Origin of the sequence: Achromobacter seleniivolatilans (assembly GCF_030864005.1) — a bacterium.
GTDB classification, from domain to species: Bacteria; Pseudomonadota; Gammaproteobacteria; order Burkholderiales; family Burkholderiaceae_B; genus Achromobacter; species Achromobacter seleniivolatilans.
In genome coordinates, this window is record NZ_CP132976.1 from 635,447 (window position 1) to 649,920 (window position 14,474).

The 14,474-nt window shown below is 59.4% G+C and carries 12 protein-coding genes; 8 read left to right on the forward strand and 4 right to left on the reverse strand.

The window, feature by feature from the left end; all coding sequences use genetic code 11:
* Window positions 1-37: 37 nt before the first annotated feature.
* Both RAS12_RS02845 and RAS12_RS02850 read right to left on the reverse strand, forming a co-directional pair.
* Window positions 38-1,378 (reverse strand): carotenoid oxygenase family protein, encoded by a 1,341-nt coding sequence (locus RAS12_RS02845; RefSeq protein ID WP_306944984.1) that lies wholly within the window; start codon window positions 1,376-1,378, stop codon window positions 38-40.
* 120 nt (window positions 1,379-1,498) lie between these two features.
* Window positions 1,499-2,782, reverse strand: coding sequence for an MFS transporter (locus RAS12_RS02850; RefSeq protein ID WP_306944985.1), 1,284 nt, complete (start codon window positions 2,780-2,782; stop codon window positions 1,499-1,501).
* A gap of 135 nt (window positions 2,783-2,917) precedes the next feature.
* On the opposite strand from RAS12_RS02850, the gene RAS12_RS02855 reads away from it, so the two are divergent.
* From RAS12_RS02855 to RAS12_RS02885, 7 genes are all read left to right on the forward strand, one after another.
* A complete protein-coding gene (locus RAS12_RS02855) occupies window positions 2,918-3,547 on the forward strand; it encodes a TetR/AcrR family transcriptional regulator (RefSeq protein WP_306944986.1) in 630 nt (209 codons plus the stop codon).
* Window positions 3,548-3,728: 181 nt separating this feature from the next.
* Window positions 3,729-3,950, forward strand: a complete 222-nt coding sequence (locus RAS12_RS02860; RefSeq protein WP_306944987.1) for an XRE family transcriptional regulator — start codon at window positions 3,729-3,731, stop codon at window positions 3,948-3,950.
* Between the two features lie 240 nt (window positions 3,951-4,190).
* Complete coding sequence (locus tag RAS12_RS02865; RefSeq protein ID WP_306944988.1) at window positions 4,191-6,464, forward strand: TonB-dependent siderophore receptor; 2,274 nt, start codon at window positions 4,191-4,193, stop codon at window positions 6,462-6,464.
* A gap of 35 nt (window positions 6,465-6,499) precedes the next feature.
* Entirely contained in the window at window positions 6,500-7,621 is a 1,122-nt protein-coding gene (locus tag RAS12_RS02870) for an ABC transporter substrate-binding protein (RefSeq protein ID WP_306944989.1), read from the forward strand.
* The gene (locus RAS12_RS02875) at window positions 7,621-8,691 is read left to right on the forward strand and encodes a FecCD family ABC transporter permease (protein WP_306944990.1); all 1,071 of its coding nucleotides are present in this window, start codon (window positions 7,621-7,623) and stop codon (window positions 8,689-8,691) included. Before RAS12_RS02870 ends, RAS12_RS02875 begins: the two co-directional genes overlap by 1 nt.
* Window positions 8,688-9,494, forward strand: coding sequence for an ABC transporter ATP-binding protein (locus RAS12_RS02880; RefSeq protein WP_306944991.1), 807 nt, complete (start codon window positions 8,688-8,690; stop codon window positions 9,492-9,494). The genes RAS12_RS02875 and RAS12_RS02880 overlap by 4 nt, the downstream gene beginning before the upstream one ends.
* Window positions 9,487-10,815, forward strand: a complete 1,329-nt coding sequence (locus RAS12_RS02885; RefSeq protein ID WP_306944992.1) for an LLM class flavin-dependent oxidoreductase — start codon at window positions 9,487-9,489, stop codon at window positions 10,813-10,815. Before RAS12_RS02880 ends, RAS12_RS02885 begins: the two co-directional genes overlap by 8 nt.
* Here the strand turns inward: RAS12_RS02885 and RAS12_RS02890 are convergent, their stop codons facing one another.
* Window positions 10,816-11,454: a TetR/AcrR family transcriptional regulator gene (locus tag RAS12_RS02890; RefSeq protein ID WP_306944993.1), complete on the reverse strand. Its 639-nt coding sequence runs from the start codon at window positions 11,452-11,454 to the stop codon at window positions 10,816-10,818.
* Window positions 11,455-11,604: 150 nt separating this feature from the next.
* On the opposite strand from RAS12_RS02890, the gene RAS12_RS02895 reads away from it, so the two are divergent.
* On the forward strand, window positions 11,605-13,152 hold the full coding sequence (locus RAS12_RS02895; protein WP_306951284.1) for a DHA2 family efflux MFS transporter permease subunit: 1,548 nt from the start codon (window positions 11,605-11,607) through the stop codon (window positions 13,150-13,152).
* On the opposite strand, the gene RAS12_RS02900 is transcribed toward RAS12_RS02895, so the two are convergent.
* Window positions 13,112-14,401 (reverse strand): Nramp family divalent metal transporter, encoded by a 1,290-nt coding sequence (locus tag RAS12_RS02900; protein WP_306944994.1) that lies wholly within the window; start codon window positions 14,399-14,401, stop codon window positions 13,112-13,114. The two genes, RAS12_RS02895 and RAS12_RS02900, sit on opposite strands and share 41 nt — an antisense overlap.
* Window positions 14,402-14,474: the final 73 nt, after the last annotated feature.

Here is a 14,474-nt window from a genome sequence, read left to right on the forward strand (position 1 = left end):
GTCATGCGCCGGGTTTTTCTATTGCGCTTCGGTTTTGTCAGGCGGGCAGCCAGGAGCCATGCAGGCCGGCAGGCACGCGGCGTGGCAGATGAACGCGCGCGACCGGCCCCGCGGCGATGTCACGCGCGTCCAGCACGATGAATTCTCCGTGGTTGTCGTTATTGGCCTGTACAAAGCTCAGGATATAGCCGTCTTCTTCGCGCGAGCCCTGAGGGTCGGCGGCAAACACCGGTTCACAGGCAGTTTGCCCGTCGGGCAGGCGGAATACAGTCTTGGCGCCTGTGCCCATGTCATAGCGCGCGAATGCCTCAAAAGCGCCGGGTTGCGGTGTGTCGCCAGGATGCGGGTCGCGCAGCCCGACATAACAATAGCGGGCGCGCCTGCCTGACCAAGCGTCATTGATTCGCCCGAATTCACAGGGGCGATCGTCCAGCGCTTGATCCTCCACACGCCCGCTATCGAGATGAATGCGCAGCCGGTGCAGTTCCAGGCGTTTGCGGGAGCTGGGTCCATAGCCGTCGTACCAGGGCATCACCGCTTCGATCGTGTTCCCTTCTTCGTGAGCATTGGCGATGTGCCAATGGAAAAAGGGCTCCGTGGGAATCCAGCGCACCTGGATTGGGTCGGTGCAGTCGCGTGGGATCAGCAAAATGCGGGCGCCGCGGTTGGGTTCCCACTGCGGAGCGGCAGGCCCTTTGCTGAAATCAAAAACCAAGGGGCAAAGAAAAGCCACTACATGCTTGGCTGTGAATCCGATGTCGTGGATCATTGCCGGCCATGGCGATTCGAATCGCAAGTTCCGATCCACTTGGCCACGCGCATTGACGCGCAGGTAACTCAACGTGCCTCCAGCCAGGTCGTAACTTAACGCCAGCATCTCACCGCTGACCGGATCAACCTTTGGATGTGCGGACAGGACGCCTGCGTGTTTGCCCTGAAACGTGTATGGCCCAATCGTGGACAGCGAACGGTCCATTTCGTAGGGGCAGCCGCCTTCATACAGCGCCAAGAGCTTGCCAGCGTGCCGCAGAATATTCGTGTTGGCCAGATTGGCATGGGGCGGTGGCCCAAACGTGACGTTGTAGAGTCTGCGTCCGGCCCGGCGCTCTTCTTGCAGTTCTTCGGTCAGCACCCAACGGTTCCGGTAATGCGCAGTTCCCTCACGCAGGGTCAGCGCATGGATCATGCCCGTGCCGTCAAAAGGGTAGGCATACCCCGGGCCAGGATCAAACTGCGGATTCGGCCCGTTGCGCATGAATACCCCGTGCAGCGTCTTGGGTAACATGCCGTCTACACGCAGTGGCGTGTCGTCACGTTCGTCGAATACCGGTGCAAAGGCGCGGGTGAGCGCGACGTTGGTGCTCTGCCAGGGTTGCATCGCAGCTTCCAGGGGCGCGCCCGCGACGAGGGAGAGGGAAAGGCCGAGCGCAGCCTTTCCGGTACAACGATTTTGTAAAGAGCGCGCTGCGGCGTCAAGCCATTTTGTTTGCTGGCGTCGTCACGCCGGCTGTGCGACAACGCGCTTTCTACCGATCATTAGTGCAATGACTGCGGCGATCAGGCCGGTGGCGCCCGACACGACAAAAGCCATCAGGTAGCTGCCTTGCGATTCGCGTATGGCGCCAGCCATCCAGGCGGCGCTGGCGGCGCCCAGTTGGTGGCCTGCGACGATCCAGCCAAACACGATGGAGGCATCGCGCTCGCCAAAGGCTTCGGTCGTCAGGCGCAACGTGGGCGGCACGGTGGCAATCCAATCCAGGCCAAAGAAAATCGCAAAGATCGACAGGCTGTAGAACGAGAAATCGGAATAGGGCAGGTAGATCAACGATAGGCCGCGCAGCGCGTAGTAAACAAACAGCAGCTTGCGCGGGTCATAGCGGTCCGTAAGCCAGCCCGAGGCAGTGGTGCCAACCAGGTCGAAAATGCCCATCAGCGCCAGCAAGCCCGCAGCTTGCACTTCCGGCATGCCGTGATCGCCGCAAAGCGCGATCAGGTGGGTGCCGACCAAGCCGTTGGTGGTGAATCCACAGACGAAAAAGGTGGCAAACAGGAACCAGAAGGTCCGGGTCTTGGATGCGCGGGCCAGGGCGCCGAAGGTGGCCGCCAACATGCCGGTGCGCGGTACGACCGGCGCGGGCGGCGCATGCGGGTCGCTGCCAAATGGCACCAAACCCACGCTGGACGGCCGGTCGGGTACCAGCCACCAAGCCAATGGCACCAGCGCGGCGGCGGCGGCGGCCACGGTCCAGACCACGCGGGTCCAGTCGCCTGACGATGCCAGGGCAGCCAATACGGGCAAAAAGATCAGCGTGCCCGTGGCGGCGCTTGCGGTCAGCAAGCCCATCATCACGCCGCGATTCTTGGTAAACCAACGGTTCACGACCGTGGCGCCCATGACGATGGCCACCGCGCCCGAGCCTATGCCTGAGAACACGCCCCAGGTCATCAGCAAGTGCCAGGGTTCGGTCATGTAGGCGCTGATTGCGCTAGAAGCCGACATCAGCAGCAGGGCGCTGATCAACACCCGGCGCAAGCCAAAGCGTTCCATGGCGGCAGCGGCGAAAGGGCCTACCAAACCGTAGAGAAAGATCCCCATGGCCGCGGCGAACGAGATTGAGCTGCGGCTCCAGCCGAACGCTTCTTCCAACGGCACCAGCAATACGCTGGGTGAAGAACGCAGGCCGGCCGAGACCAGTAGAGACAGGAAAATCACCGCAACGACGACAAATGCGTACTTTTGACCGGCGCGGCGGAACGGGAAAGGTGGGTGGGCTATACTCATGTTACTGACCGGTACGTATGGGGATTCGCGAATAGTACGTACCGGTCAGTAACATCGTCAAGTATTTTTTGGCGACCCTGTTTTCAGGGCGGCTTTGTCTCTGGTGGAGCCGTTCTCAGGAAGAGGAGCCTCCGTATGGCCAGCAAGATTTCTACCGCAGGCGGCACGCCTGCCAAGCCGGCAACGACCCAAGCAGCCAAACCGCTGCTTGCGGCAGACCGTATCCGCAAGACCGCGCGTGAAATGTTCTACCGCGACGGTATCCGGGCGGTTGGCGTGGACGCTATCGTCACGCAGGCCGGCGTGACCAAGCCTAGTCTGTACCGTAGCTTTTCGTCCAAGGACGAACTGGCGGCGACCTATCTGCGGGACTACGACGCAGAGTTCTGGGCGCGATTTGACGGCGCCTGCGCGGCGCACCCGGGCGACCCGCGAGCACAGTTGCTGGACTATCTTTCTGGCCTGAGCAAGCGCGCGGTGCTTAATGGGTATCGAGGCTGCGGTCTGACGAACGCGGCCGTTGAATATCCCGAACCCGATCATCCTGCTCGCGTGGTGGCCGTTGCCCACAAGTTGGAACTGCGCCGCCGCTTGAATGCCATGACGTTGGAAATGGGTGCCACCGATCCTGAAGCGTTGGCCGACGGATTGTTGCTATTGATTGAGGGCGCATTCGTGTCCAGTCAGCTTTTTGGAGAGGGCGGGCCGGCCGGGCGGGTGGCGGAAATGGCCGATAAGCTGATTCAGATCCATCTTCCGGGCTAAGAGCAGTACTGCGTTGCACAAATATGGTGCCTTATAAGGTGCGCCATGCACCGTTATGGTGGTGTTTGTACCCATTGCGCAACGTCTAAAAAAATGGTTGATGTTTTTATTGCAACGCAGCAAACGCGGATCTAACATGAATTCGTGTTGTTCCACATCGCGCTTTCTCAAGGAGAGAATCATGAGCGATACCGCGTTGAAAAATGCCCGTATGTCGGATGCGCTGGAGCGGTCCCTGATCCGCGAGGCCATCAAAGCGGAAACCCTGTCCGGCCCCTTCAGCCGTGCGGGCTGGCTGCGCCTCAAAGCGCGTCTGTCCTCGCTGGGTGGCGCCGTGGGTGAAGTGCTGCACGATATGGATGCAGGCCGACAGCAGCACCCGGTAGTCTCCGCCCATCATTGATCGGTGCGGGTAGTCTGAAAAAACGCCAGCTTTTGCTGGCGTTTTTTTATTTCAGCAGCACGCCTGGTTCTCACGCTTCGGTGCCGGCCCTGCGCCGGTACCCCTCTACAGCGGCAACCCTCAGCCGACAACCGCTTCCAACGCTTATTTATCCAAATAACAATCATTCACATTGACCGACGGTCGGTCGATAAATATAATTGCGCCTTTCGTCACCACTATTCGCTCCCGAAGGCCGCAATGAACTGGTCCGTCTATCAAGCTTGGAATACGTTATTTGCCCGGCGCCAAGCGCGCCCCGTGCTTCACCGCTACACCGTCATCGTCACCGCGCTAGTGCTCTGCGGCGCAGCCTCTGCCAACGCGGCGGACGAGCAGTCCGACAGTCCGCAAAAAAGTTCAGCGCCAAGCGAAGCAGGGGGCAGCACGACGCTTCCGGCGGTTGTCGTCACAGGCGGCAGCCTTGCAAGCGAGTCTGACGGGCCGGTCCGCGGGTATGTAGCCGAGCAATCGAAGGTCGGCACCAAGACCAGCACTTCAATCCTGGAAGTGCTTCAATCAGTCTCGGTGGTGACCCGTCAGCAGATGGATATTCAACAGCCCGCCAGCACCAGTGCGGCATTGCGATACACCGCTGGAGCTACGAGTGAAAAATTCGGCGGCTTCGGCGATTACGTCGACCTGACGCGAATTCGCGGTGTCGATGCCGACTACTACTTGGACGGTCTGCGGATCATCAGCAATGCCGGCAGCTGGTTGCCGCAAATTGATCCTTATTCCCTTGAACGTATAGAAGTCCTGCGCGGGCCTTCGTCGTCCATATATGGCCAGGGAACGGGCGGAGGCATCGTCAATCAAGTCAGCCGTAAACCGCAGGACGCGCCGTCACATGAGTTGAGCGTTCAATACGGCAGTTTTGGCCGCAAGCACATCGGTTTCGATACCACCGGGCCAGTGAACGAGGACCACACCTTGCTCTATCGCTTCACGGCCAGCGGGTTGGACAGCGACGGCCAGGTTGAAGACGTACGCCACAAGCGTTTGTACGTGGCGCCTTCTTTGACGTGGCGTCCCAATGAGGCAACGTCGTGGACCCTGATGGCGACCTATTCCAGCGAGCCGGACCTTCCCAACTACAACAGTCTTCCTGCTGCGGTACTCGGCCTGGACAACAGCCCGTACCCTCAGATCAATCGCCGAAGAAACTTCACCGATATGAACTTCGAAGGTTCTACGCGCAAGCAGAATTCGGTGAGCTCGTTATTCGAGCGTGACCTTGGCAATGGTTGGAGCTTTGTCAGCAATGCCCGCTACATGCACATCGACTCTGACCTTAAGCGAGGCATTGTCTACGGCTATCAGGACGTCAACGGCCGCCCGATGCTCAAGGGCACGTATGAGCAATCGCCCGCAAGCGTGAACACATTTTCTGCGGACAACCATCTGCAGGGCGATCTTGAATTCGGCCAGACAAAGCACACTGTTCTGGCAGGCGTTGACTATTCGCAGGGCACCGTCAAGAACGAACTCTATAGTTTTGGCCCCGTGCTGTTTGACCCTTATGGCTCCAACTACCGGCCCGACGTCACTCCCGACTTCACTGCAAGCCGTGCTGCTCCATGGCGCGTCAGGCAAGAGTTCACCCGGGTTGGCGTTTATCTTCAGGATCAAATTGCATACGACCATTGGCGCCTGACGTTGAGCGCGCGGCATGATTGGTCCAAAACCGATGACGAAACGAACAGCTATTCGATGACGTCTCGCAAGACCAAACAAGACGACAAAAAGTGGACTGGCCGAGCAGGGTTGAGCTACCAATTCGATGCGGGCATTGCGCCCTATGTCAGCTATTCAACGTCTTTCGATCCGCTCTTGGGCACCGACTACAACGGCGATACGTTCGTCCCGGTTGAGTCCAAACAAACCGAAATCGGCATTAAGTATCACCCGCAAAACTCAAAGACATTGATGAGCGCGGCGATCTTCCAGCTCAATCAGACGAACGTCAAGACGAGCGATGCCAATCATCTAGGCTTTAGCAACCAGGCTGGAGAGGTTCGCACCCGTGGTCTGGATCTTTCTGCAACCACCGAAATCGCAACGAATCTGAACTTGATCGCAAGCTACACCTACCTTGATAACTCGCTGATCAAAGACAGCCGGTATCAGGGCAAAAGCCTGGTGCAGACGCCCAAGAACAGTGCGTCTATTTGGCTGGACTACATGATTGGCAGCGGCGCCCTGGCAGGGTTGCAGCTTGGGGGCGGTGTGCGCTATTTGGGCGAAACCTATGGCGACCCCACAAACGACTTCAAAGTGCCGTCCGCGACCTTGGTGGATCTTGCACTGAATTACGACCTTGGCCGCATATCTTCTGATCTGAAAGGATCGACGTTTGGGCTCAATGTGAGCAACCTTGCAAACAAGCAATATGTGGCAAGTTGCACGTCTCGGCAGTACTGCTTCATCGGACAGGATCGCACCGTAACCGCAACGCTGAACTACCGCTGGTGACCTCAGTGCCCCATAGCGCGTTATCAAGGCGAAATTTGCTGCGTGGCGTTTTGGCGGCAGGCGTTCTTGCCGCCACGCCCGGCCTGCATGCAGCGGCTCGATCACCCATAGTCATAACGGACATTGCAGGCCGCGCGGTTCGTATCGACAGGCCCGTCCGGCGGATCTTGCTAGGCGATGGGCCGCTGGCCTATGTGGTGGCGTTGCTGCGTCCGGACAATCCTTTTGGCGATGTCGTCGGTTGGGGCGACAACTTTCGCGCCGCTGATCTGGATGGCTATCAGGCTTATCTGCGCAGGTTTCCAGAGATCGCCCGCATCCCCTCTTTTCGAAGTACCACCGTGGATTCGATCGGCAGCGAATTGGCGATCTCATTAGCGCCTGACGTGGTGGTAATGAACCTGAGTTCCAAACCCGCCGCCGATTCATCGGGCTTGATGGCGCGCCTTGCCCAGGTGGGAATTCCCGTGTTGTTTATCGATTTTCGAACCAAGATGTTCGACAACACCTCCCGCAGTATCGAAGTGATGGGAGCGTTGCTGGGACGGCCAGACCGTGCCGCTGAATTCTTGCAGTTCCGTCAGGAGCAAATAGAGCGGGTGACGCGACCTTTGAAGGCGGTCCGAGCCAGGCCAACTGTGATGGTCGAGCGCGCGGCTGGACTGTACGACGATTGCTGCCTGACCTACGGAGACGGCAACTTTGGCGAGCTGGTGGCGGCTGCGGGAGGCGTCAACCTGGGCACCCGTTTTCTACACGGTACGTTTGGCGCCTTGCATCCCGAGCAGGTCATTGCCTCTGACCCGGATGTAGTCCTTGTCACCGGCGCCAATTGGTCCCTCTACTCGCCCGCCGGAGATTGGGTCAACCTTGGGCCCGGTGCCGATCCGGCAGAAGGGCAGGCCCGACTGCGCCGCCTGATGAACCGGCCAGCCTATCGGACGTTGCGGGCCGTGCGGCAAGAACGTGTCTATTCGATCTGGCATCCGTTCTACGACAACCCGTACTACTTCGTGGCGCTGCAACGCATAGCCAAGTGGCTGCATCCCGAGCTCTTTGCATCGCTAGACCCGGACGCCACCTTTCGCGAACTGCATGCGCGCTTTCTTCCCGTTCCATATCAACCCGGCTACTGGCTTAGCTTGGAGAAGCCTTAATGACTGCACCAGTCATCAGTACGCCGACCGCAACACTTGCTCACGGTCGGCATCTTTATGGCCGCCTGGCAAGGCGGCGCTTGGTCATACTCGGCGGCATCGCTGTATTGACGGTCATTTTCTTCATTCTCGATCTTTCTATCGGCCAGGCCCACTACAGCGCGTTAGAAGTATTGTCCGTGCTGTGGGATAGCGATGCTCCTTTGCCCATTCGGGTGATTCTCTGGGAAATCCGGTTGCCGGTTGCCCTGGCGGCTCTTGTTGTCGGCGCCAGCCTTTCCGTGGCAGGCGTGGAAATGCAGACGGTGCTGGGCAATCCACTCGCCAGCCCCTTCACGCTGGGCCTGTCGGCGGCTGCGAGTTTCGGTGCAGCGCTTGGCCTGATTCTTGGCGTGAGCGTGCTTCCCGCGTCAGCGGTTGCCTTTGCCATTCCGGCCAATGCCTTTTTGGTGTCGATGGCCGCCGCATTGTTTATCCACCGCTTGAGTCACAGGCGGGGCATCACCACCGAGATGATCGTGTTGCTCGGCACCACCCTGGTATTTACCTTCACTGCGCTGCTCGAAGCCCTGCAGTACGTGGCGCCCGATCAGGCGCTTTCGGCAGTGGTCTTCTGGACCATGGGTAGCCTGTCGCGGGCAAGTTGGCTCAAGCTGGGCATCATGAGCGCCGTTCTTGCCGCCGTATCGCTCATCTTCGCCCGTCAGGCTTGGGCACTGACTGCGCTACGGCTTGGCGAAGCGCGCGCCACCAGTCTGGGCATTCCTGTCGCCCGCTTGCGCCTCCAAGGTATCTTGCTGGGAAGTCTATTGGCTTCCGTCTGTGTTTCGTTTGTTGGCACCATCGGCTTCATAGGCTTGGTTGGCCCTCATATCGCGCGCATGCTGGTCGGAGAGGATCAGCGCTTTCTGCTACCGGCGTCTGCGCTGTGTGGCGCATTCCTGTTGTCTGCGGCCTCGGTGTTAAGCAAGTCACTGGTTGCAGGGCAGACGCTACCCATCGGTATCGTCACGTCATTGGTGGGCGTGCCGCTGTTCTTCACGTTGATTTTGCGGAGGAACAAGCGATGACTGACCTGATCAATGTTTCGGCGGTGTCGGCCACTTTTGGCGCGCGTGTGGTCTTGCAAGGCATCACGTTCGGCCCTTTGCGTACTGGGAGCGTGACCGCGCTGCTGGGTTCCAATGCGGCGGGAAAGTCCACGCTGTTGCGCCGGATGGCAGGCGACCTGCATGGCGGCGGTACGGTTGAGATCGCAGGGCAAGCCGTTGAAACCTGGCCCGCTCATCATCGAAATCGTCCTGCGCATGTGCCGCAGGATATTTCGATGGGTTCGTCGTTGCGGGTGTTCGAGGCCGTGCTGCTGGCAAGCAAGCAAGGCAGCGGATGGTCAGTTGAAGACGAAGAGATGGATGCCGTCACTCGTATGCTGCAGACCTTGGGGATCAATGCACTGGCTGACCGGGAACTGGAGGCGCTCAGTGGAGGGCAACGCCAACTGGTGTCTATCGCCCAAGCTTTGATACGCGAGCCGCGTGTCCTATTGCTGGATGAGCCAACCAGCGCCTTGGATTTGCAGAATCAGTTCGAAGTTTTCGGTCTGCTCCGTCAGTTGGCTGGGGAGCGATCGATGTCTGTGGTGATGGCCATCCATGACATCAACCACGCCCTGCGCTTTGCCGATCATGTCGTTGTGATACACGAAGGGCGGGTGAATGCGAGCGGCCCTCCATTGCATGTCTTGACGCCTGCGCTGCTGAAGAAAGTCTATGGCGTAAAAGCGCGTCTTGAGTTTTGTTCACAGGGCAGCCCTTTCCTGATCGTGGACCGATCCATCAGAAAACCGCTCAATACAGGACCTCGGAATGACTAGCCCGCCGCGTCAACTCATCCTTCTTGCCATGCCCAGCATCCACGCTGGGGCCTGGCGCTATCCTGGTGCGCAGCCTGACTTTCAGTCGAGCTTCGAACACATGAAATGGTTCGCGCAAACGCTGGAGCAAGGACGGTTTGACGGACTGTTCTTGCCCGATTCGTTGGCGATCCGGGCGGCGCCTGTTGACGCGCTGATGCGCGGCCACAGTGTTTCTACGCTGGACCCGCTGACCTTGCTTCCCGCGCTGGCTGCGGTGACGCGGCATATCGGTTTGATCGCAACCGCCAGCACTACCTACAACGAACCGTACATGCTGGCCCGCAGACTGGCTACTCTTGATTTGATCAGCGGCGGCCGAGCCGGCTGGAACCTGGTCACGTCCAGCAATCCTAACGAAGCCGCCAATTTCGGTGCAGAGCAACATATGGCGCATGCCGATAGATATCTGCGCGCGCGAGAGTTCTGCGACGTGATGAACGGGTTGTGGGAAAGCTGGGATGAGGATGCTTTTTGCAAGGACGCAAAGAGCGGTGTCTACTTTGATCCGAAGAAGATGCACGTACTCGATCATCGGGGCCCTCATTTCTCGGTGCGAGGGCCATTGAACGTGGCTCGGCCTGTCCAGGGCCGGCCCGTTATTGTGCAGGCGGGCGCGTCCGAAGCGGGACGGCAGATTGCGGCTGAAACCGCGGAAGTGGTCTTTACCTATCAGACGGACCTGGCTTCGGCGCAAGCATTCTATGCAGACATGCAATGCAGAGTGGCTTTAGCGCAGCGCACGGATCGCTTGAAAATCATTCCAGCGGTCTTTGTTGTGCTGGGGAAATCCGTTTCGCAAGCCCAGGAGAAAAGAGCGCTGCTGGATCAGTTGGTCGATGACCAGAGCAGCCTCGCAACGCTGTCCATCGCGCTGGGGCACGACATTTCCCAATACGACAGAGACGGCCCGCTTCCGGAAATTCCTGCTAGCAATGCCAGCAAGAGCGGGCAGGACAGGGTCATAGCGTTGGCACGGCGAGAGGATCTGAGCATTCTCGCGCTGGCTCGTCGCGTCTGCGGTTATCAAGGCCTGGAAATGGTCGGTACGGCGTCGATGGTCGCGGATCAGATGCAGCAGTGGCTGGACAATGCCGCAGCGGATGGCTTCAACGTCATGTTCTCTCACCTGCCGGGGGGAGTGACTGAGTTCGTTGAACAAGTGGTTCCTGAATTGCAGCGGCGCAAGGTGCTCAGGGGAAACTACGCGGTAAGCACATTCCGGGAGAACCTCGGTTTGGAAAAGCCCTTGCCCGGATACTCACGCCACCGGGCGTCGTGACTATCCGGCAGTCTGCGTTGGCGACAGCATGCGCAAACAGGCGTCCGACACGTTCCGCGCAAATGGGGCGCAGTCTTTCGTTTGCGTCGCGATGATGTCGTCAGTGGCGCCATGAACGCCTGAATAAATCAGCAGCGCCACGACCCTGGGTTCGGCAGGCGCCCAAACGCCGGCTGCTTTCCCGCCTTCGATGATCTCCAGCAACTGATCAAGGATGGCGTTCTTGGCTTGATTCGAGCGGTCGTGATGGTGGTGATTGGTATAGACAATGTCGTGTGTGCGGAAAGTCTGCACATAGGTTTCGACGTTTGCATGAATCCACACGCGAAGCCGGCCGGCCCAGTCATCGGCCGCACAAGCGGACACGGCCTCGTCCACGCTGATTAGAAACTGCTCCGTATAGCGCTTGCCCAGCGCTTCCAGCATTTCATTCTTGGATGTGAAGTAGTGATAGAACGTGCCTTTGGCGACCTGGGCTGACTCGACGATTTCGGTAATCGTCGTGGCCTCGACCCCTTTTTCCAGGAACAGCGTTTCGGCCGCGGCCATCAACTCATCAAGGCGTACCTCGGCCGGCTTGGTCCGGGGGCGGGCGGGCGTCTTGGATGGCAACGCTATAGCTGGTGCTTTCACTTTCATCGTCAAATTTCGCGGATATCGGCAAAGGAAATCAGTGTAAGGGACAGACGCGCCGGCGACGCCAATATGCTTATCCAAATAATTGACTGACCGTCGGTCAGTGGATACCATGTGCCCATGGACATTGATCAGAGCGCATCCCAACAACGCATGGCTTCCAACCCCTCTCGCCGCCGCGCGGCGCTGGGCGCCGCTTACCTTGGCACCTTTCTTGCCACGCTGGACATCAGCATCGTCAATGTCGCGCTACCGACATTGCAGGAGGCGCTGCAAACCGATATTGCGGGCCTTCAATGGGTCGTTAATGCCTATGCAATCTGCTTGTCGGCATTCATGCTTTCGTCTGGTCCACTTTGCGATCGTTACGGGCACAAACGGGCTTGGCTGGCCGGTGTGCTGCTATTCACCGCGGGCTCGGCGTTATGCGCGATTGCCACGTCGCTTGAGCTGCTTCTTGCGGGCAGGGCGATCCAGGGCGTCGCGGGGGCGTTGTTGATTCCAGGGGCGTTGCCGATTCTTACCAATGCCTTTCCCGATCCCAAGGCGCGCGCGCACGTGATTGGCGGTTGGTCGGCATTCAGCGCCCTGGCGCTTATCTTGGGGCCGCTCCTTGGCGGTTTGCTGCTTGATGGTGCCGGGTGGCAAAGTATTTTCCTGATCAACCTTCCCCTTGGTCTTATTGCTATTGGTCTGGGCCTCTGGGGTATCAGCGAGCGCAAGTATCCCGAGCACGCAGCACTTGATCCCATCGGTCAGCTACTCAGCGTTCTGTGTCTGGCCGCGCTGACGTATGGGCTGATAGAGGCTGGCGAACATGGCGTGACCGGCACGTCTTCGCTGATTGCGTTGCCTCTTGCGGCGGTTGGTTTCATTGCGTTTGCGATCGTGGAAATGCGCGTCAGACGGCCTTTGATTCCGTTGTCTTTATTTTGCGAACGCTCATTTGCCATTGTGAACTTTGCTTCCTTCGCGCTTGGCTTTTCCTACTACAGCAGCCTGTTTTTCTTCTCGATCTTTTTGCAGAATATTCAAGGCTGGTCTCCCGTGGAAACCGGCTGGCGAATGATGCCGCAGTTCGTGGTCACAGGCTGCGTGTCCATTTTGTTTGGCCGTCTGAGCGCGGCGTTCCCGGTTCGATGGCTGATGGTGGCAGGGTATGGCTTGACCGCCGTATCGATGGGGGCAATGGCTACTTTTACGGCGCACACACCTTATTGGATCGTCGGATCGTTATTTGGTCTGCTGGGCCTGGGCGCCGGGCTTGCCGTGCCCGCCACTGGCCTGGCCGTCATGACAGCGGCGCCGGCTGATCGGGCGGGCACGGCGTCGGCCACGATGAATGCGTTGCGTCAGATGGGAATGACGCTTGGCATTGCTTTTCTTGGCGCGCTGATGAGCAAAGAGGCGACGCGTATGCTCGCAAGTCATGCCAGCGAACTAGGGGTAAGTAATGCCGCAGAGATTGCGCAGCATGTGATTACGCACGGCGTGGTATCGAGCCGCTCGCCGCTGATGACGTCGCTGTACGTGCCCGCAATGGAGCACGGATTCCATATTGCGATGATCTTCTCCGGGCTTGCCTCTGCCATCGCCATGGTTTTGCTTTTGACCTTGAGCCGCGAGGCGCATTCAGGTTTGCAGCGGGCGGCTCAAGGCATCACACCACCATGTCCACCAGCAGATAGCCGTCAAGCATGACGATGCCGACCGTGGCGCTGATAGCCGCCCATGCCCATGCGCCTTTCAGGGCGTACTGGCCCATCAAACGCTTGCGGCACGCCAGCAGCACCAGCGGGCCCAGGGCGAAGGGCAGGGCCAAGCTAAGAATGACCTGGCTTAACACCAGCAATTCGTCGGGGTCCTTGCCGCCCGTGAAGACCAGCAAACCGACGGCGGCGGCGCCCGCGATCAAGCGGGTCATCAGCGCGCGGCGCCGATCAGACCAATTGCTGCGGATCTGGAAACCTTTGGACAGGATGCGGCCGGCCAGCACGCCAGTGATGGTGGAGCTTTGGCCCGCGGCATAGAGCGCCACGGCGAAGACAATGGCGGCGCCCACGCCCAGGGTTTGGCCGATGACGGCATGGGCATCGTCCAGGCTGGACACCATGATGCCGGAACCGGACAGCGATGCTGCGGCCACAATCATGATTGCGGAATTGATCAGCATGGCCACACTCAGCGAGACGATGGTGTCGTTGCGCGCCACGCGCATGGCCATGTCGCGGGCGTCGGCCGGCAAGGCCTGTGCGCGTTCGGCCAGCGAGCCAGAGTGCAGATAGAGATTGTGCGGCATCAGGGTGGCGCCCAGGATGCCCAGCGCGATTAGGAAGCCTTGCGGATTGCGCAGCGCGTGCCCGGTCTGCGTGACGCCGTGAGCTACTTCGGTCCAGGCCGGATTGGCCTTGAACAGCAGGAAGACGAACGAGGCGGCAACGATGGCCAGCAGCACCGCGATGACACGTTCGTGCCGGTCGGCGTTGCCGCGGGTCAACGCAAGCACGGCGAATGTGCCGATACCGGTTACCGATACACCCGCGATCAGCGGCAGGTCAAAGAGCAACCGCAAAGCAATGGCGCCGCCGATCAATTCGGCCAGCGCTGTCGCAAGTATGGCTGCTTCGCCCGCTAGCCAGGCGGCTTTGGCCCAGCCGGGGGACAGGTGTTGCGCGGTAAGCGCGGCCAGATCCTGTCCGGTGGCCAGCGCCAAACGAGACACCAGGACCTGAAAACCCAGTGCCAGGAACGCCGATGTGATGACAATCATCAGGAGGCTATAGCCGAAGCCGCTGCCGCCGGCGATATCGGTGGCCCAATTGCCGGGATCGATATAACCGACCGCGACCAGCACGCCGGAACCGACCATGCGGCGCATGTTTGCCGATAACTGGGCGTCATGCGCAAGGGCGGCTTTGCCGCCCGATATCGCGTAGATGAAACCGGTCATACGATACTCCTGAGAATGGTTCTCATTTTCCAGAAGTGATCGCCGGCCGTCAAATTGATTTTGGGCAAGCCCG